Annotated in this window: 15 protein-coding genes; 9 read left to right on the top strand and 6 right to left on the bottom strand. The window is 68.4% G+C overall.

Going from position 1 to position 18,228, the window contains the following annotated elements; all coding sequences use genetic code 11:
- Positions 1–7 precede the first annotated feature (7 nt).
- From VGB75_11675 to VGB75_11650, 6 genes are read left to right on the top strand one after another with little or no spacing between them, the layout of a single operon-like run.
- Complete coding sequence (locus VGB75_11675; protein ID HEY0167690.1) at positions 8–1,078, top strand: phosphonoacetaldehyde reductase; 1,071 nt, start codon at positions 8–10, stop codon at positions 1,076–1,078.
- Positions 1,078–1,809: a phosphocholine cytidylyltransferase family protein gene (locus VGB75_11670; protein ID HEY0167689.1), complete on the top strand. Its 732-nt coding sequence runs from the start codon at positions 1,078–1,080 to the stop codon at positions 1,807–1,809. Before VGB75_11675 ends, VGB75_11670 begins: the two co-directional genes overlap by 1 nt.
- On the top strand, positions 1,806–3,698 hold the full coding sequence (locus VGB75_11665; GenBank protein HEY0167688.1) for an MFS transporter: 1,893 nt from the start codon (positions 1,806–1,808) through the stop codon (positions 3,696–3,698). Before VGB75_11670 ends, VGB75_11665 begins: the two co-directional genes overlap by 4 nt.
- Positions 3,695–4,246, top strand: a complete 552-nt coding sequence (locus VGB75_11660) for an adenylyl-sulfate kinase (GenBank protein ID HEY0167687.1) — start codon at positions 3,695–3,697, stop codon at positions 4,244–4,246. The genes VGB75_11665 and VGB75_11660 overlap by 4 nt, the downstream gene beginning before the upstream one ends.
- 6 nt (positions 4,247–4,252) lie before the next feature.
- Positions 4,253–5,122 (top strand): TauD/TfdA family dioxygenase, encoded by an 870-nt coding sequence (locus VGB75_11655; protein HEY0167686.1) that lies wholly within the window; start codon positions 4,253–4,255, stop codon positions 5,120–5,122.
- Positions 5,119–5,982 carry an endonuclease/exonuclease/phosphatase family protein gene (locus tag VGB75_11650; GenBank protein ID HEY0167685.1) on the top strand — a complete coding sequence of 288 codons (864 nt, stop codon included), beginning with the start codon at positions 5,119–5,121 and terminating at the stop codon, positions 5,980–5,982. The genes VGB75_11655 and VGB75_11650 overlap by 4 nt, the downstream gene beginning before the upstream one ends.
- Positions 5,983–6,163: 181 nt before the next feature.
- On the opposite strand, the gene VGB75_11645 is transcribed toward VGB75_11650, so the two are convergent.
- From VGB75_11645 to VGB75_11630, 4 genes are all read right to left on the bottom strand, one after another.
- On the bottom strand, positions 6,164–6,415 hold the full coding sequence (locus VGB75_11645) for a hypothetical protein (GenBank protein ID HEY0167684.1): 252 nt from the start codon (positions 6,413–6,415) through the stop codon (positions 6,164–6,166).
- 198 nt (positions 6,416–6,613) lie between these two features.
- Positions 6,614–7,843, bottom strand: coding sequence for a globin domain-containing protein (locus VGB75_11640; protein HEY0167683.1), 1,230 nt, complete (start codon positions 7,841–7,843; stop codon positions 6,614–6,616).
- A 143-nt stretch (positions 7,844–7,986) separates the two neighbouring features.
- Positions 7,987–8,187: a hypothetical protein gene (locus VGB75_11635; protein HEY0167682.1), complete on the bottom strand. Its 201-nt coding sequence runs from the start codon at positions 8,185–8,187 to the stop codon at positions 7,987–7,989.
- A gap of 70 nt (positions 8,188–8,257) precedes the next feature.
- Positions 8,258–9,259, bottom strand: a complete 1,002-nt coding sequence (locus tag VGB75_11630) for a universal stress protein (protein ID HEY0167681.1) — start codon at positions 9,257–9,259, stop codon at positions 8,258–8,260.
- Between the two features lie 495 nt (positions 9,260–9,754).
- Here VGB75_11630 and VGB75_11625 point away from each other — a divergent pair, with 495 nt between their 5' ends.
- Complete coding sequence (locus tag VGB75_11625; GenBank protein ID HEY0167680.1) at positions 9,755–10,633, top strand: universal stress protein; 879 nt, start codon at positions 9,755–9,757, stop codon at positions 10,631–10,633.
- A 455-nt stretch (positions 10,634–11,088) separates the two neighbouring features.
- Here VGB75_11625 and VGB75_11620 read toward each other — a convergent pair whose 3' ends face one another.
- Both VGB75_11620 and VGB75_11615 read right to left on the bottom strand, forming a co-directional pair.
- Positions 11,089–12,729, bottom strand: coding sequence for an MFS transporter (locus tag VGB75_11620; protein HEY0167679.1), 1,641 nt, complete (start codon positions 12,727–12,729; stop codon positions 11,089–11,091).
- 109 nt (positions 12,730–12,838) lie between these two features.
- Positions 12,839–15,589, bottom strand: coding sequence for an AAA family ATPase (locus VGB75_11615; protein HEY0167678.1), 2,751 nt, complete (start codon positions 15,587–15,589; stop codon positions 12,839–12,841).
- A 183-nt stretch (positions 15,590–15,772) separates the two neighbouring features.
- Here VGB75_11615 and VGB75_11610 point away from each other — a divergent pair, with 183 nt between their 5' ends.
- Both VGB75_11610 and VGB75_11605 read left to right on the top strand, forming a co-directional pair.
- On the top strand, positions 15,773–17,182 hold the full coding sequence (locus VGB75_11610) for an alpha/beta fold hydrolase (protein HEY0167677.1): 1,410 nt from the start codon (positions 15,773–15,775) through the stop codon (positions 17,180–17,182).
- 292 nt (positions 17,183–17,474) lie between these two features.
- Positions 17,475–18,224, top strand: coding sequence for an SDR family NAD(P)-dependent oxidoreductase (locus VGB75_11605; GenBank protein HEY0167676.1), 750 nt, complete (start codon positions 17,475–17,477; stop codon positions 18,222–18,224).
- Positions 18,225–18,228: the final 4 nt, after the last annotated feature.

Genomic DNA, 18,228 nt, shown 5'->3' with positions numbered 1-18,228 from the left:
CGTGCCGATGAGACAACGTGCGCAGATGGTCGGCGCCGGCGTCCGGCGGCGGTTGCCGGACGTGCTGGCCAGCGCCGAGCGCGTCCTGCTGGTGATCAGCACCCGAGTGCTCCGGCAGAGCAAGGTGGTGCCTGACCTCGGTGACCGGACCATCGGCACGTTCACCGAGTGGTCGCCGAATCCGTCCCTGGAGCAGGCACTACTGGCCAGTCGGGTACGGGAAGCCTTCGCCCCGGACGCGATCGTAGCGGTCGGCGGAGGCAGTGCGATCGACGTGGCGAAGATGGCCCGGTCACTGCCCTCGAATCGAACCGACGCCATGGCTGTGCTGCGCGGCGAGCGTGATCCCCTGCCGGTGAACCAGCCCTTGATCGCCCTGCCCACCACGGCCGGCAGCGGCAGCGAGATGACCCGATTCGCCACCGTCTATGTCGACCGGATCAAGCACTCGCTCGACCACGCCTCGGTGCGTCCGGATACGGCGTTGATAGATCCGGAGCTACTCGCGACCTGCCCACTGGCGTTGCGCTACAGCTGCGCCTTCGACGCGCTTTGCCATGCCGTCGAATCATTCTGGAGTACCCGAGCGACGCCGGAATCACAGGATCTGGCGCTGCGCGCGCTGCGCGCGGTCATCAGCGTTCTCGACGGCAGCATCCGAGCGCCCGGGCCGTCGGACTATCTGCAGCTCGCGATCGGCGCGACCACCGCCGGTCGCGCTATCGACCTGACCCGTACGACGGCAGCGCATGCCTTCTCCTATCGCCTGACTGCTGACTTCGGTGTCCCGCACGGCGTGGCGTGCCTGCTGAACCTGCGGTGGTTGCTCGACTACAACCTCGCAAGGGGAGATTTCCCCGAGCTCAGCATGCTGTTCCCGAGCGACGGCGTCGGCGCCGGGCAGTTGGCAGGGTGGCTCGCGGACGGCGGATTCGGGGTGCGGTTGGGTGACTACGGGGTACGCGCGGCCGACTTGGCGGACCTGGTCGCCGCCGGCCTGGGCAGCGGTCGTGTCGCCGGTAACCCCCGCCCCTTGGACCCCGTCGAGGTGACGGCGCAGCTGCGGAGGCTGCTCTGATGAAGGTTGTCGTGCCGGCGGCGGGCTTGGGTGAGCGCCTGCGTCCCTATACCGAGCAGCGGCCCAAGTGCCTGGTGGAGATCGCCGGGGTACCGATCATCGAGCGGCTGCTGGCGCAGCTGTGCGATCTCGAGGTCGAACTCGTGGTGTGCGTGCTGGGATACCGGTCGGAGATGGTCGTCGACTTCGTCACGGCGCTGTCGCGCCGGCCGCCGGTGGCCTTCGTGCTCAATCAGAGTTATCGGACCAGCAACAGCATCGTTTCGCTGCAAGCCTCCTTCGAGCATTGGACGCATGGCTTGGCCGTCGTGGATTCCGACATCCTCGTTGCGCCGCGACTGTTGCGGATGCTGCTCGGCAGCGAGTCGGACGCCATGGTTATCGACCGGGAGCGGACTCCGGAGGAGATCGATATGGCGGTGGAGCTACGCGACGGACGGGTGTGGCATCTGGACAAGCAGCTGCCGCCGGACCGGGTTTCGGGCGAGTTTTTCGGCCTGTCACATTGGACGGCCGATGGCGCCGCAGCCTTTCGAGCTGTGATTGAGGATATGATCGCCCAAGGTCAGACAGACGTCTGGTACCAGTTCGCGATTCGCCGGCTGGCAAAGCTCCGGACGATCCGGCCGCTGTGCGCTCGCCGCGACGAGTGGACCGAGATCGACACCCCGCATGACCTGAAGGTGGCTGACGCGGCGCAGCTGGCCGGCGCGCCGTGGGGGTGGCGGTGACTGACTCCTGCGTCACCGGTGACGCGCGACTGACCGGTGCGGGCGCCTCGGATGATCCGCTTCCCGACCGCGCGGCGGCCCGGCCGCTCGCCTGTGCCGTGGTTCTCGGTTCCGGTTTGTTCCTGGTGGTCTTCGACAGCCTGTCGGTCGCGACGGCGCTGCCGGCTATCCGCCGGGATCTGGGGTTGCAGGCCGGCCAGCTTCAGTGGGTCATCAACATGTATTCGCTGTCCATCGCCGGACTGCTGCTGGCCGGTGGGCGTGCCGCTGACATCTTCGGCCGCCGGCGAATGCTGCTCGCCAGCCTGGCAGTGCTGGCAGCTGGCACGACGGTGGCCGGCCTGTCGGCCGACCTGACGACGCTGTTGATCGGACGTGCCCTGCAGGGCGCCGCTGCCGCGTGTGCGCTGCCGGCCGCGCTTGCCCTGACCGGTTCGTTGTTTCCGACGGAGCCTTGGCGCAGTCGGGCATTCTCCGTCATGTCGGTGTCCGGCGGCACGGCAGGCCTGGCGGGCGCGGTGTTCGGCGGCCTGCTGACCGACGCGTTGGGCTGGCATTGGATCTTTCTGATGACGATCCCGTTGAACGCAGCCGCTGTGGTGGCCGCCGGCCACTACTTGCCTTCCGATCCGCAAGGTATCCGGCGGGGCCGGCGCCTGGACCTGTCCGCCGCTGCCCTCGGCACCACCGGTCTGGTGGCCGTCGTGTACGCGTTCGGACATGTCGAAACCGCGGGTGGCATCAATGACTACGGCGTGCTCGGTCCGTTAGTCGTTGGATTGCTGCTGCTGACGGGCTTCATCGTCTGGGAACGCCACGCGCCCGACCCGCTGGTCGACGTGCACCTGCTGCGGTCCCGCCGGCTGGCCGGGTGTTGCATCGGTATAGCCGCGCAATCCTCGGTGCATACGGCCGTGGTGGTCATCGGCAGCCTGCATCTGCAGAGCGTGCACAAACTGTCGGCAGCAGGGGCCGGGGCCGCACTGGCACCTGCGCTGATCGCCACCAGCATCGGCAGCGTGGTCGCCGGACGGGCACTGCCGCGACTCGGCGCCCGCCGGATCGGGGTCGGCACGTTGCTGGTGGCCGCCTTGTCGATGCTCGGACTTGCACTCATGTCAGGTTGGTCGAACTACCTGATCGCAGTGCTGCCGTGGTTCGTGTTGCAAGGCCTGTTCAACAGCGCCACCTATGTCGCGCTGAGCAGTGAGGCGGTCGGTGAAGCAGCCGAGGAAGCCTCCGACCGGGCGGTGGACGAGGCGATCGACGAGGCCGTGAGTGAGGCTGTCGTGGCAACCGCGGCAACGGCCCCCGAGCCGGTGGACATCGAGGTTGCGGCCAGCGTGGTCAGCACGATCGAGCAGGCCATCGACGAGGCCGTGGTGGAGACGGTGGGCAGCCCTTCCCAGGAGGCGCCGGTCCCCGCAGCCGAGCCGGAGGTTGTGGCTTCGATGGTCGAGGCGGTGCAGGAGTCGGTGGAGGGACTCGCCGACCATCCCGGCCCGAGTCTGCGTCCGGAGACGTTGACGATGTTGCTGGACAATGCGGAACGCGCCGCCGAGTCGGCTGCCGCCCGGGCCCGGGAGGCCGACGTGGCACACGGGGTAGCCGCCGGCCTTTTCGAGACCTCAACGCATGTCGGCGGCGCATTCGCGGTGGCGGTGCTGGTCTCGCTGGCGGGCTCGGGCGCCGGCTTCGCCGGTGCCTACACCGCCGCCGGTTGTCTGGTTGTAGCGGCCTGGATCGCGGTCCTGGTCCTGATACCCGGGCAGCGGGACCGGCGCAGCCGAGTGCGGGTTTGGAGCCTGCTCGTCCTGCGGCGCCGACAGCTCGTGGTCCGAGCAGCAGGCCGATGGCAGGCGCGCACGAGGCGTGGTGGTGGGAGATGACTGACCAGCACACTGCTGCCACGGCGCCGGGCGAGATTGTCGGCAGCGGCTGCGTCATCTGGATCACCGGCATGTCGGGTGCCGGAAAGACCACTCTCGCCCGCGAGTTGCTGGTCCGATTACGCTCCCGCGGAGTCACACCGATCCTGCTGGATGGCGACGAGCTCCGGTCGGCGCTAGGAGTCGTGGGCAGCTTCGACTATGGCGGCCGCCATGAGCTAGCTTTCGTCTACGCCCGGCTGTGCGGATTGCTCGCCGTGCAGGGCCATGTCGTCCTCTGCTCAACCATCGCCCTGTTCCACGACGTACAGCGGTGGAACCGGATGAACCTTCGTAACTACTTCGAGGTCTTCTTGGACGTGCCGGCAGCTGAGCTGGCGCGCCGCAACTCCAAGGGGCTGTACGACGGAGCCGGGCAGGACGTGGTGGGGGTGGGCGTGCCGGCGGAGTACCCGCTACGACCAGATCTCCGGGTGGCCAACCACGGAACGACGACACCTGCCGACGTCGCCGACCGGATCGTGAGCCTCTGCGCCTCAAGGATGTGAATGTGGATGAGAAATCTGCTGGACCTGCCGATCGCGGACTCGATCACGTACCAGGTGTCAGACATCGAGGTGGCCGACCTGCTGGCCGGCCGCCGGACGGCTACGCTGGAACAGCGGGTGCACGAGCTGGCCACCGCGCACTTGGACGGCGAGCCGGGCGTCTTCTTGCTGACGAGCATGGCCGACCTAACCGTGGACGAAGCCGGCACGGTGAGCCTGGCCGTGAGCCAGCTACTCGGACGTCCGCTGTCCCAGGATGGCCACGGCGCATTGCTGCGTCAGGTCATGGACCGAGGGTTGCGGCTGGGCGAGGGCGCCACCGGGCGCTATTCCGACTCCCGGGATGGCGGCAACCTGCATACCGACGGGCCGCACTACCCGTCACCGGTGCCGGACTGCTTCGCATTGTTCTGCTTGCATCAGGCCAGGACTGGAGGGGAACTGCGCATCGTGCATGCCGAGGTGCTGTTGGAACGGCTACCCGTCTGGGTCATCGAGGAGCTGCGACATGAGTTCCACTTCGACCGGCGCGACGCTGATGCCGATCCGCCCACCGTCGCACGCCCGATCCTCTCGCTGGCGCCATTGCGGATTTGCTATCTCCGCGAGTACGTCGAGATCGGCCATCGACACCCACACGTTCCGGCGCTGACGCCGCGCCAGGTCGCGGCGCTGGACGCGCTGGACGCGCTGCTGGATGATCCGGAGGTGCAGTCGAGTATCCGCCTGGAGCCGGGCCAGTTGATCGTGATCAACAATCGGTCTCTGCTGCATGGCCGCACCGCCTTCGTCGATGCGCCCGACGGTGGACCTAGACGACTGATGCTGCGCACCTGGATCCAGCGAACTGAACGGGCTGGGGAGGCGGCGATGTGACGTCAAGGAACGACACGCCGACGCCGACGGAGCCACGCCTCCGCGTTCTGCAACTCAACGTCTACGGGCTGGCCGACCCCTGGCCCCAGCGCCGAGAGATCCTGCGGCAGGGATTGCGCAGGATGGATGCCGATCTCGTGACGCTGGTGGAGACCGTGGTGACCGACGACGTCGACCAGGCTCGAGACCTGCTGGGGCCGGAGTACACGATCTGGCACCAGCGCGATCGGGCCGCCGACGGAACCGGATTGACGCTGGCCAGCCGGTTGCCGATGAGCGAGGTCCGCGAACTCGATCTGGTCAGCATCGGCCGTCCGGCCCGGTTCCCGGTGGCGGCGATGATCGCGGAGGTAACGGCGTCGGAGCCGATCGGCACGGTGCTGTTCGTCGGCTACACCCCGGCATGGCAGCGCGACTACGAATACGAACGCGAGGTCCAAGCCCTTACCACCGCGCGGGAGTTGGAGAAGCTTGCCGCCCGCGGTGATCGACATGTTGTTGTGGCGGGTGACTTCAACGGGAGCCCCGAGTCGGCCAGCGTGCGATTTTGGACGGGCATGCAATCGCTCGACCAGACCAGCGTCATGTACCGGGACGCCTGGACTGCCGTGCACGGAACCGCTGACGGGCACACCTTCGACCCGCGCAACGAACTCGTCCGGACCGGCGACACGCCGCTCGAGCTAGGCCGACGGCTGGACTATGTGATGGTTCGGGCCGCCGACCGAGACCCGACCCTGCGGGTGCTCAGCTGCGCCGTGGTCTTTGACGAGCCGGTCCGCGGTATCTGGGCCAGTGATCACTTCGGCGTGCTCGCCGAACTGGCGCCGCATCCTGATCGGGACGGCACTTTGCTGTGACGGACCTGCTGCGCGTGGCAATCCGGGATGGCTCCTGCACTAGGTCCGGCGTCAGTACCGGCCGCTCTCAGCGGATGATCACCCCCCCATCGACACCAGGACGTAGCCACGCGCAAGCTAATCTGTGGCCGCGATCCGTGGCTGCCCGCACACTTACTGCGTGAGCACCGACCGGCCCGAATCATGGCCCCATCGGGGTAGAGATCGATACCGATGATGCGTCGGAATTCATGTCCCGTGCTGCCGGCAGTCCGGCGGGGCCGATCAGCCAGAACTGGTGGTAGCTCACCACAACGAGTCCGATCCAATCGGCAACCGTTTCGACCTCCAAGCCGGCCGCTTTACGGATCGATCCGGACGTAACCGGGTCTACCTCGAAGATCCGTACAGTGACATGAATTGCTGCGGGCTTCCGTGCGTTGATTCTGATCACTGTTGATCATGCAGACGCTGTCACCGTCGGTGTCGCCGGCACGGGCTTCAGCGATCCAGGAATAGGTGTCCGCGCCTGTCGCCCTAGGTGTCGCCAGAGCGTGTTGGCTCCGTCAGCGCTGGCGAGCAGGCCTGTGAGGTGCTCTGCGCTTTCGTGCGGTGATCGGTCGTGAACTGGCGCTGAGGCCTTTCGAGGTGGCTACTGCGCTGCCCACAGGTCAGGCCCGAAGACTTCATAGCGGATGTGGTCAGAGGGAATGCCTCTGTTGAGCAACGTGGTCCGGACTTGGCGCATGAACGGCAGGGGGCCGCAGGTGAATGCGTGGACGTTATCGGGGAGCGGCACGGCGCCGAGGTCCATGAGCCCGGCTTGGGAGCGGTGGTCGTCGATGTCAACGCTTTCGTACCAGGTGTAGTGGGTGAAGTCGTCGATCTGACTTCCGGCGTGCAGCACCGTCTCTCGAAGGGCGTGGTCGCTGGCCGTCCGGTCGGCGTGAGCGACGATCACTGGTCGCTGAGGCTGGGTCCGCGCGATGTGCTCGACGATGGGGAGCACGGTGGTGATGCCGGCGCCGGCGGTGGCGAGCAGAAGCGGTGAATCTGAGGATGGCACGACGAGGTCACCGGCGGGAGCGCTGACATCAACGACGTCCCCGGCAACGACGTGGTCGTGCAGGTAGGACGAGACGCGACCGTCCGGCGCCCCACCGGTCCCGAGGACCTTACGGATGGTGACCTGAAGGCGAGTACCGACCGCGGTAGAAGACACCGTGTATTGCCGGGGCTGGCGGTCACCGCCGGGCAGGTCGACGAACAGCGAGACGTACTGGCCCGGCTCGATGTCGGGGACCGGCGCGCCATCGGCCGGTTCGAGTACGAGTGACACAACGTTGTCGGTCTCCTCGATGCGTCGCGCCACCCGGAAGGGGCGGGTCGGTGTGCTCGGGTCGACCCCCGCCCGGGCATAGAGCCGCGACTCCTCGGCAATCAGCTGGGTGGCGAACAACCAATACACCTCGCTCCACGCGTCGGCGACTTCGGCGGTCACAGCGTCGCCGAGCACTTCACCGACCGCAGCGAGCAGGTGATGTCCGACGATCGTGTACTGCTCGGGCCGAATACCCAACGAGGTGTGCTTGTGCGCGATGCGCGTCATGACGTGGGCGAACGACGGTGCGGACGGGTCGATGAGCTGAACCGCGTAGGCCACCACAGACGCGGCGAGCGCACGGCTTTGCTCACCGGTCGCCTGATTGGACAGGCTAAATACTCGCAGCAGTTCTGGGCGCTCGGCGAACATGCGCGGGTAGAAGCGGGCGGTGATCTGCTCCGCGTGCGCAGCGACCAGGCCGGCGGTCGCGGCGATGACGGCCTCCGATCTCGGGGACAGTAGCTGGACGGCGGGGCGGGCGGTCGCGGTCAGGGTCATGGTCGGGTCCTCGGGCTCTCGTTGAAGGCTGGTCCGCCGCGTCGCCTGGTGCGAGCCGCGCGGGCACGTGCCGCAGATCTAGCGGGCGGGGTGATCTCGCCACGACGGTGGGCTGGTACCTGGTGTTGGGTGGTCGGAGCCGATCACCAAAGGGCAGCCGTCGCTGCTTGCTCCATCAGCACCGAGCGCGGCCGGCCCGCGATCGCCTCGCCGGTCACGTGAATGCCGGGGTGCAGCTGTGCTGCCCTGTCGATCGCGGCGGCTACCAGGGAATGTGCGCGACTCCGCTCCAGCCGCCAGGCGTCGGCGCCAATGATCCGAACGCGCATGCTCCTGTAGATCATCGACGGCCGCCGTAGGCATGCACGATGTGCAGCGGCAGACCGTGTCTCAACGCTTGCGCGCACGCCAACCTCATGCAGGCGTCGGGGTCTGGGGGACGATCGATGCCCAGCACCACTCGACCCGGGAGACCGCGGTCGCGCCGCCCGGCGTGGTCACGGCGTGCTCACCAACAACCGAAAGTTCTCGAGTGGGCAACCCTCCGGTGGTCACCGGAGGGTTGCCCACGATCACCACCGGGCACCGGCTGACATGGACCAATCGGGCGGCCGTCGGCCCGAGCGGCCCGCCGGGGTGCCGGCAGCCCAGCACCAGCATGCTCGATCCTTCACTCGCATCGGCCAAGCTCCTGGCCACGGGATCCCCGGACACGCAGAGCTCCACCGCGATGTCCGGGTACTTCTGGCGCAGCGGGACGAGGATTGAAGCCAACCGGTTCTCATGATGAGCACGCACGGCCTGGCCGGTCCGGGGCAGCATCGCCAGCGCAGCTGCTTCTGACCAGTCGGCCTCAGCCCAGCTGTGCACAGCCTTGACGACAGACTCGCGTAGTGCCGCTTCCGCGAAGGCGAACTCCAGGGTCGCCGTGCACGTCGGGTTGGCGGTGACTCCCACGGTCACTGGCCGACGCTGGCCGGCATTCACCGAACCGGTTTCGCTGGGTGGCCAAGGGCCGATCACGGCCACCGAGCAGGGCGCGTGAGCCACCACACCGTATGCCACCGATCCGAGGGAGCTGCAGCAGGTGCGTGCCATTCCATGCGCGCCGACGACCAGCAGTTCGGCCCCCCTCCCCAATTCGCTGAGCAGGACAACCGCGGGCTGGTTCCGGCAGATCGTGTCGACCTCGCAGTGGAAACCGGCATCGGACACCAGCCTTCGAGAGGCGGCCAGCAGGGGGCCGCCCGAATGCGCAGCCGCGTACTTTAGCGGCAGCGGCATCAACTCTGCGTCTCCGGCGTAGGCGATCACCAACCGGGCGCTCCTGCGCTGGGCCTCGCCCGCTGCCCACAGCAGTGCGTTCTCGGCTGCCCGGGAGCCGTCGACTCCGACGATGACCCTTGGCTGGCTCATGTGAAACACCTCCGCTCCTACCAGCACAGTTCAGCAGGGGCCGCCAGAACCCGACAGAGGCGAACGTCCTCACCACAACCCTGAATAGGCAGGAGCTTGGGCCTTGGACGTCCATGGGCTCGACGGTGGGAGATTGGCAGGGTAACCAGCCCAGGGGGCGAGGAATCGCGATGCGCACGGTCTCACGGCAGGCCGGTCCTGCTGAGCAGCTCGCTACACCCGATGGCGTCACCCAGGTGCGAGTAGATCCTGGGGAAGGACGGACGCGTCCACCGGCGCTTTTCAAGTGTCCGCCAACCCAGCCATCACGGTCCCTCCTTGACACCAGTAAGCCTTCCCGCCCGCCGGCGGAAGGCAGGGACGAAGGGTCACAAGCACGACGCGGGGCGGTGATCAGGTACGGGACCAAAGGCTCTAAGACTTGCCCGGCAGATGCGACACCCTGAACTCAGCGAGAGCTCCGCTGTCAGCGCCTGAATGCCCTTGGAGGGTGAGATGAGTGTTGAACGTCGCATCATAGTCGGGGTCGACGGATCGGCCGGTGCCCAGGCAGCGGTGCACTGGGCTCTTGAGGAGGCCGGCAGCCGGCAAGCTGCCGTGCGGCTGATCTGCGCCTACCGGTTGATGCCCGCCTTCTACCAGGCCCCAGGCATCTACGCCGACTACTCTCTGGACGGCGACCGGATCCGCCAGAACGCGGCCAAGGTGATCTCCGATGCCCTCGCTGACGCGGCACAGACCGCTCCCGGCGTGCAGGTTTCCGGCGACACTGTGGACGGCAGCCCGGTACCGGCACTGATCGAGGCGTCCGAGGCAGCCTCCCTTCTGGTGCTCGGATCTCGACGGCGATCGGCCCTCGGCGCGACCATCCTCGGCTCGGTGAGCGCCGCGGTGGCGGCGCGGGCGAACTGTCCCGCCATCGTCCTGCGGGGCCCGTCCGGCCTGCCCGAAGAGCAGGCGGAGGTGGTGGTGGGAGTGGATGGCACCCAGGCGTCCCAGGCGCTGCTGGAGTTCGCATTCGACCACGCCAGCCGCCAGCGGACACGGCTGCGGGCCGTGCTGTGCTGGCATCCGGACCTGCTGGCCTCGATGCTGTGGCGCCCTGAACCGCCGGCGCCCACCCGCGCGGAAGCGTGGCTGGCCGAGACTATGGCTGGTTGGCAGGAGAAGTACCCGGACGTCGACGTGCGCAGCGGCGTCGTGCGCGAGCATCCCGCTGATGGGCTGGTGAGCGAATCGGTTACTGCGCAACTCCTGGTGGTAGGCAACCGCGGCCGGCACGCGCTGGCCGGCACGCTGCTCGGCTCGGTCAGCCAGGCGGTGCTGCACCACGCAACCTGCCCGGTCGCGGTGGTGCCCACCCAGTCGTTCTGAGATCGAGCCTGAGTGCCGGCGAGGCGTCGAATGCGGGCGTGACTCTGGATCGTTAACTGTGCTCGGTCGGCTAAACACCCTGGCCGTGCCCGGGAGTGGCAAGACCGGCCTGGTGCCGGTCAAGGGTTCAAAGACCGCAGGTTCACCGGCCGGTTTGGTCGGGCGTTTGGGAAGCCCGGGCGAACCCTGGCAGCAGGTCGATCCACCTAGGCAGCGCCAGTCGCTGGCTGATTCGGGAAGTCGATCTGCGAGAACGAGGTTTGTGTCTCCGTGTGGGGTCAGGTTGGCCTGCTCAGGCAACGGGCGGCGCGCAGGGCACCACCGATAAGGGAGTATGTGATGGCACCGGCGATGTGAGCACTTGACGTCGATCCGCACCTGAAGCTCAACATGTCACGCTCATTGTCATGCACCTGCATCGCGTGGCTCGCTGTGAGGTGGCCGGTGCGGCTTGGTCAGTGGTGCATGTGCATCGCGGTGCCTTCGGCTCGGCCGGCCGGCATCCGCAGGTACGCGAACACAGCCATCACGGCGGCGATGCCGGCGGCGGCGAGGAACCCGCGGGCGAACCCGTCGACGACGCCGGTCACGCTGGACAGGCTCCCGGCCGTGCTGGCGACCGCCGAGATGACGGCGACGCCGAGGGCGGCGCCGACCTCGTGTCCTGTCATGAGGAAGCCGGAGGCCATTCCAGCGTGCTGCGGCGGGATGCCGCCCATCGCGGTCACCGAGACCGGGACGAAGGTGATGCCCACGCCCAGGCCGATGACGGCCATTGCCGGAAGGACGTCGGTGGCGAAGCTCGCCCCCGTGGATGCCTGAGCGAGGAGGGCCGCGCCGCCGGCAACCAGGAGCAGGCCGATCGCGGCGATGGTGCGCGGTGCGCCATGGGCGAGGGCGTGCTTGGCCAGGACGGTGCCGACGGTGATGGCCAGAGCGAACGGGACGAATGCGAGGCCGGCGCGGATGGCGGAGTACCCCATCACGGTCTGGACGAAGATGGAGGTGAGGAAGACGGCGCCGACGAGGATGCCGGTGACGCCGAGCATGACGGTCGTGCCGGAGACGAGCGACTTCACCTTCCACGTGTGCGGCGGGACGAGCGGGTTCGCGGCGCGACGCTCCATGCGGATGAACGCGACGGCGAGCAGTGTGGAGGCGGCCGCGGCGACGATGACTCGCGGCGATAGCCACCCGTGCTGTTCGGTGGCGCCGAGGGCGTAGACGAGGGCGACGAGGCTGCCGATGACGGTGGCGGCGCCGGCTAGGTCGAGCTGGTTCAGCGAGACCCGCGGCGTCCTCACGGCGGGAATGACCTTGAGTCCGGCCAGGAGCGCGACGGCGCCGATGGGAGCGTTGATCCAGAAGATGGTCTGCCAGCCGGCCCAGGTGGTCAGGGCGCCGCCGAGCAGGACGCCGGCGGCGACGCCGAGAGAGCCGACGGCACCCCACAGGGCGAGGCCGGTGCGCCGCTGTGCGCCGGAGTAGGTGGTCATGATGATGGACAGTGCGGCTGGGGTCATCAGGGCGGCGGACAGCCCTTGGGCGGCGCGGGCGGTGACGAGCTCGGTCGCGCTGCCGGCGAACCCGCTGGCGATGGAGGCGATGGTGAACACAGCCAAGCCGGTCAGGAACACCCATTTGCGGGAGAGCAGGTCGGCGATGCGGCCGCCGAACAGCAGCCCTCCTCCGGACATCATCAGGTAGGCGGTGACGACCCACTGCATGTCTGACCCGTCCAGACCGAGGTCGCGCCCGATGGTCGGTAGGGCGGTGTTGACCACAGAGATGTCCAAGACGACGAGGATCTGCGCGGCGAGGGCAAGGGCCAGGACGACCCAGGACTTGCGCGGCCCGTTGTCGGTGTCCGTGCCGCCGTGGTGTGCATCTGCGTGCTGGGCGGAGGCATCAGCGTGGGTTGCGGCAGGCCCGTGACCGTCGGCGTCGACGTGGCGTGCGTGGATGGGGTGCGTGGCGGTGTCGACCGCGAGCGGTTCGGCGGCGGGCTTAGCGTGCATGACTACTCCTCGGCGAGGTGCTGGCTGGGTCGGTTTCCCGTGGTGGCACCGCTCGGGTGTGCTGTGGCGGTGTGCCATCTACCGTCGTCGAAACGTCAGCGGGTCGCGCCGGTCAAATGGCCGGGGTGTCAGCGGCCTTGAGACAAGGGCGTCATACGAGGTCGGCTGAAGGGGTCGGCTGAAGGGGTCAGCTGAGGTCGAGCTGGGCGAGTTCGGTCCGCGAGCTGACTCCGACCTTGGCAAACACGTTCCGCAGGTGGAACGCCACCGTTCGTGGGGACACCCAGCACTGGGCGGCGACGTCCTTGTTCGACAACCCGGTGCTGACCAGCTGGGCGACCTTGCGTTCCATCGGCGTCAGGTTCAACAGGGTGGACGGGTCGCGCTTACGGGCGGTCTCCCCGGAAGCTCGCAGTTCTTGTTCGGCGCGGGCGATGAGGGGGGCGACGGCCAGGTCGGTGAACGTCTCCAGCGCCGACCGCAGGTGGGTGCGGGCGTCGACGCGGCGGTTGGCGCGGCGCAGGAACTCTCCGTAGGCGAGCTGGGCCCGCGCCAGGTCGTAGGGGCGGCAGGCGTGCTGGTAGTGGCCCACCGCCCGCTCGAATGCCGCAGCCGCGTCGGCCGGGTCTGCCGCCGTCAAGGCCCGGCCCAGGTCGAGGGCGGCCAGCGCCCACGGGTGGTTGGTCGCGGCCGCGAACGGGGTGAGCTCCGCGACCCAGGCCACGGCCTGCTCTCTGTCTCCGGCGCGGACGGCTGCTTCGATGCGGTCGACTGTCGCCATCCGATGCAGAGCGGGGACTCGCATCCCGGACATGTGGTGCAGCGCCGCGGGGGCGTCCCCTTCGGCGGCGGCACGGGCGCCTTTGGCCCATCGGGTCACGTCGTGGACGGGGTCGGTCAGAATCCCCAGCGGGTGCCTGGCCACGATGTCTTCGACCTCTGCCAGGTGGCGGTCGAAGTCGTTGCTGCCGGTTAGAGCAGCCAGGAGGGTTAGCGATGCCAGGGGCGCCGCGGTCAGGGTGGGCTGGCCGACGCTGCGCGCCAAGGTCAGGGCTTCGTCGACGGAGCTTCGCATGGCGGTCCACGCACCAGCGGGGAGCTGGGCGAACGCGAGCCGTTCCAGCGCGTAGAGAACGACCATGCCGGCCCCGTGTTCGCGGGCGGTGGACACCATGGCGCAGTAGTAGAACCGGGCGCCCTCGTCGTGGCCCAGGTGGAGGGCGGCGTTGCCGAGGTTTCCCATCACGTCCAGGTCCTCGACGTGGCGTCCGGCCTCCAGCGCGTCCTCAAGGGTGGCGGCGGCGCGAGCCCAATCACCTTCGGCAGAGGCGGTCAGCGTGCCCAGCAGCAGCCGCAGGCAAGCGGTGCGCTGGGTGTCAGCGTCGGTCTGGGCCAGCAGGCGCGTCAGCACCCCAGCGGTCAGGGCGGCTCCGCTGTCGCTGCCGTAGGTTCGGTTCAGGGCGGCCGCGCATGCCATCTCCAACGACCGGCCGGCATCGAAGTCGGCGACAGTTCGCGCCGCCACGGTGAAGATCCGGTGGGCGTTGACGGCGGAGCCCACGTTGACCTCGATGCGAGCCCGGAGCCGGTCGATGTCGGCTCGTAGCAACGGGTCGGCAGCCAGCTCACGGGCTGAGCTGGCCAGCGCTCGGGCGCGTACTGCCTGCCCGGCCGCCCACGCGGTGCGCGCAGCCCCGAACAGTCGTGCCGCACGGGCTGGCTCGTTCGCCGTCAGGGAAGCGGTTCGTTCGTAGGCGTCGGCTGCGGCGACGTGCCCGCCGCGCTGTTCGGCGCGAACGGCTACCTCGTGCAGAGCGTCCGCGATGTCGGCGTCGGGTCCCTCGATTGCGGCGGCGCGGTGCCACGTCGCCCGGTCCGGGTCGTCTGGTCCGACCGCGTCCGCCAACGCGCGATGCACCTGGCGCCGTTCGAAGGTGGTGGCGGCCTGGTACACCGCGGACCGGACCAGGGGGTGCCGGACTGCGACGACATCACCGGTGAGAGTCAGCAGGCCGGACCGTTCGGCGTCCTGCCATGCGGGCTCCTGCACGCCCAGAACGCCGGCTGCCTGGCGCACGGTGCCCGCCCTGCCGGTGGCATCGGCTGCCGCGACCAGGAGCAGCGTCTGCACCTGTTCGTCGAGCCGTCTGCACCTGTCCAAGAACGCGCGCTCGACCCCGGTGGTCAACGCCAACTGTTGTGGCAACGGCGCCTCGCCGTGCAGCTGGGCAGGACTCAGCCCACTCGGCAGTTCCAGCAGGGCCAGGGGGTTCCCACCGGTGTCGCTCACAAGCCGGTCGGCGACCTCACTGGGCAGCCGGTCACCGCTGCGCTCATCGAGGAGTTGACGGGCTGCGTCGTCATCCAGGCCGCCGAGCTGCAGCACGGGAAGCCCTGCCGGGTTGAACGCTGCCGCTCCGGCCTCGCCGGTGCGGGCGGCGAAGACCATGGCGACGGGGTCTGCGGACAACTGGCGGGCGGCGAACAGCAACGCGTCCGCGGATGCCGAGTCCAGCCACTGCGCGTCGTCCACCACGCACAACAGGAGTCCGCCTACGTCGGCTGCCTCGGTCAGCACAGACAGGGTCGCGACCCCGACCAGGAACGGCTCAATGGGGGGACCGTCCTCAAGGCCGAACGCGACCCGCAACGCACGCGCTTGTGGGGCTGGCAGCCGGTCGAAGTTCGCTGCGGGACGCAGGAGGCGGTGCAGCGCGGCGTAGGGCAGCGGTGACTCGGACTCCACACCGGCAGTGCGAAGGACGCCTGCGCCTCCGCCCGCCGCAGCCTGCTGTGGGGAGGTGATCAGGTCGTGAAGGAGTGCGGTCTTGCCCACGCCGGGCTCTCCCAGCACAACCAGCACACCAGCGGTTCCGGCGCGCGCTTGCTCCACCAGGGCGCCAAGCTGCGCGCGTTCCCGCTCACGGCCGTGTAGCACCAGCCGACCGTACCGCTCGCCGCGACCGGAGCATGAGCCATCCACGCCTGGGCGAAGTCGTGCGGGGGGCGCCCCAACGCCTCGGCGGCAGCTCAGCCAGTCCCGGCTGGCATCGGCGCCTACCTGGTCAACCCCGGCCATGTGACCGGGGCGAGCACATCTCGTCACCGCGACAGTTGCTCCGTGGCCAACCGCACCGGGCGGCCAGGAATGGAAAACATCATGACCACCGCAACCGGCACACCGACATCCGTCCCGACCAGCGTGCCGGCCACGCCGACTGGCCCGGTCGGCCGCATCACCGCCGCATCCTTGGCGATCGGAGCTGTGGGCGCGGCAGCCCTGACGTTCGTCCTCCTGCCCAACGCGTCCGAGGCACGGCTCGTCGGCGGCGGCCTCGTCGCGTTCGCTGCTGGCTGGGCGATGCTCGCCTGGCTCACCACCCGCAGGACGACGTGCCCGCAGCGGTGGGCCTACGTCCCCGCCACCGTCATGGCCGCGTCGGGCGTGACACTGCTGGTGGTCAACCCGGGTGAGCCGGCCATGACCCGCCTTGCTTGGGCGTGGGCGCCAGCTTTGGTGATTCTGGCTGTGTGGACCGAGCGGTGCACCCGCCGGAACGTCCCCCGACGAAGCCGCCTGCTCATCTACCCGGTCACGCTCGTGATGCTGTTGGCTGGTCTCGGCGGCCTGTGCCAAGCCACGACAAAGGCGCCCGACGTCACCGCCGGCGCCATGCCGGGCCGACTTGTCGACGTCGGCGGGTATCGCCTGCACCTGGCCTGCACCGGCACTGGCGCACCCACCGTGGTGCTGCTCAACGGCCTTGGTGAGACGTCCCCGCTGTGGGCACGCATCAACCCGGCCATCGCCGTGACGACCCGCGTCTGCGCCTACGACCGCGCTGGACAGGGCTGGAGCGAGGACTCATCCAAGCCGGCCGATGCCACCAACGCTGCCACCGACCTGCACCGCCTGCTGGCCGCCGCCGGGGAGTCCGGCCCGTTCGTGCTGGCCGGTCACTCCAGTGGCGGCGTGCACGCCCTCACGTACACGCACCTGTACCCCCACGACGTGGCCGGAGTTGTCCTTCTCGACAGCGCCAGCCCGCACCAGATGGACCTGGTGACGCCGTTCAACGGCGAATACCAGCTCATGCGGCGCGTCCTGGCACCTGCGCCCACCTTGTTCCGGTTCGGTGCCGGTCACCTCATCGGTGCGTTGAGCACCCCGGTGCTGCCCGGTGCGGCCGGTGAGCAGGTGTCCGCGTTCGCGAACAGCCCTCGTGGCATGGCGAACATGCGGGCGGAGCAGGCCACACTGCCTGACACGTTCCGGCAGGCTCAGGCGCTCACCACGCTTGGCGCCACCCCGCTGGTCGTGCTCACCGCGAAGGACAACGTCGACCACAAGCCGGGATGGGGCACCGCTCAGGGCCAGCTCGCGGCCCTGTCGAGAAATACCCGTCACACAGTCGCGGACCTCGACCACGTGGCGTTCCTGGTGGACGCGGCAGGTTCGGCCCTGTCCATCACCGCCATCACCGACGTTGTCACTGCGGTCCGCACGCACACCCCGGTGCGCACGCCGTAGCACCACCGTCGCAGCGCCTTAGGAACACCGAGCGACCAGATCAGGCACCGGAGGCTTCGTGTCCTGGAGATTCGGTTTCCGGCCAGGTCTCCGGCGCGAGCCTCGATCGGTTCGCCGGGCGCGATGTTCTGGGCCGGTCCTCCCGGGTCGCAAGTCCGATTTGAACGCTTCGCCCTAGATAGGTGATTGCTCGCTTCTGCCCGTTACGCTAGTATTCTAACGACGCGACTCACGCCACCGTGCGGGGTCATTCGGCACGTTTCCCCCGACGTGCCCTGTCCATGGAGGACCTGTGCGCGATCACACGGCGAGGCTGGCCATCGTTACAGGTGGCACGAAAGGCCTGGGCTACGCATTCAGCGAACGCCTCGCCGACCTGGATTACCACGTGCTGGCGCTGTACCGGCAAGACCAGGCCGCTGCTGAGCTCGCCGGGAAGATGCTGGGCAACCGAGGGCAGGTTCGGCGAGTTGACATCTCCGACCGGGCCGCGCTGGTTGAGCTGACTCGCGAACTAGTCACCGAACACGGCGCACCAGCCGTATTGGTCAATAACGCGGGGCGGAATATCGATCGTCCGCTGCTCGAACTCAACGAAGCTGACTGGCAAACCGTTCTGGAGACCAACCTTTCGGCGCCGTTTCACCTCACCTCCCTGCTCGCTCCGGCGATGCTCGCCGCCGGCGGCGGCTCGATCGTGAACATCGGTGCGACCACCGGGATTCGGGCCCGGCGCAACGGAGCGAACTACTGCGCCAGTAAGGCTGGTTTGCTGCACTTGACCAAATGCATGGCCCTTGAACTTGCTCCGACTATCCGGGTCAATTGCTTGATTCCTGGGATGATCGACACAGAGGAGATGCGTGACCGGTACCGCTATGCCGATCCGGACGCACGCCGCAGCCTGCTCGATGAGATCCCGCAGGGCCGCATTGGCACGCCGGCTGAACTAGCCGATGCGCTGGAATTCTTGGTCAGCGACCGCTCCCGATATTTCACCGGACAGAAATTGATCATCGATGGCGGCCAGTTCATGTGGTGAGCCA

Source organism: Jatrophihabitans sp. (assembly GCA_036399055.1).
Classification (GTDB): Bacteria; Actinomycetota; Actinomycetes; order Mycobacteriales; family Jatrophihabitantaceae; genus Jatrophihabitans_A.
Note: the sequence above shows the minus strand (reverse complement) of the source record. Positions and strands in the feature narration are given on the sequence as shown.

What these genes read in the sequence shown, in the direction of transcription:
- VGB75_11630 (HEY0167681.1), bottom strand. Translation starts at nt 9,259, where the DNA reads ATGAGCCAGCCAAGGGTCATCGTCGGAGTCGACGGCTCCCGGGCAGCC.
- VGB75_11660 (HEY0167687.1), top strand. Translation starts at nt 3,695, where the DNA reads ATGACTGACCAGCACACTGCTGCCACGGCGCCGGGCGAGATTGTCGGC.
- VGB75_11635 (HEY0167682.1), bottom strand. Translation starts at nt 8,187, where the DNA reads ATGATCTACAGGAGCATGCGCGTTCGGATCATTGGCGCCGACGCCTGG.
- VGB75_11620 (HEY0167679.1), bottom strand. Translation starts at nt 12,729, where the DNA reads ATGGCACACCGCCACAGCACACCCGAGCGGTGCCACCACGGGAAACCG.
- VGB75_11670 (HEY0167689.1), top strand. Translation starts at nt 1,078, where the DNA reads ATGAAGGTTGTCGTGCCGGCGGCGGGCTTGGGTGAGCGCCTGCGTCCC.
- VGB75_11625 (HEY0167680.1), top strand. Translation starts at nt 9,755, where the DNA reads ATGAGTGTTGAACGTCGCATCATAGTCGGGGTCGACGGATCGGCCGGT.
- VGB75_11675 (HEY0167690.1), top strand. Translation starts at nt 8, where the DNA reads ATGAGACAACGTGCGCAGATGGTCGGCGCCGGCGTCCGGCGGCGGTTG.
- VGB75_11640 (HEY0167683.1), bottom strand. Translation starts at nt 7,843, where the DNA reads ATGACCCTGACCGCGACCGCCCGCCCCGCCGTCCAGCTACTGTCCCCG.
- VGB75_11655 (HEY0167686.1), top strand. Translation starts at nt 4,253, where the DNA reads ATGAGAAATCTGCTGGACCTGCCGATCGCGGACTCGATCACGTACCAG.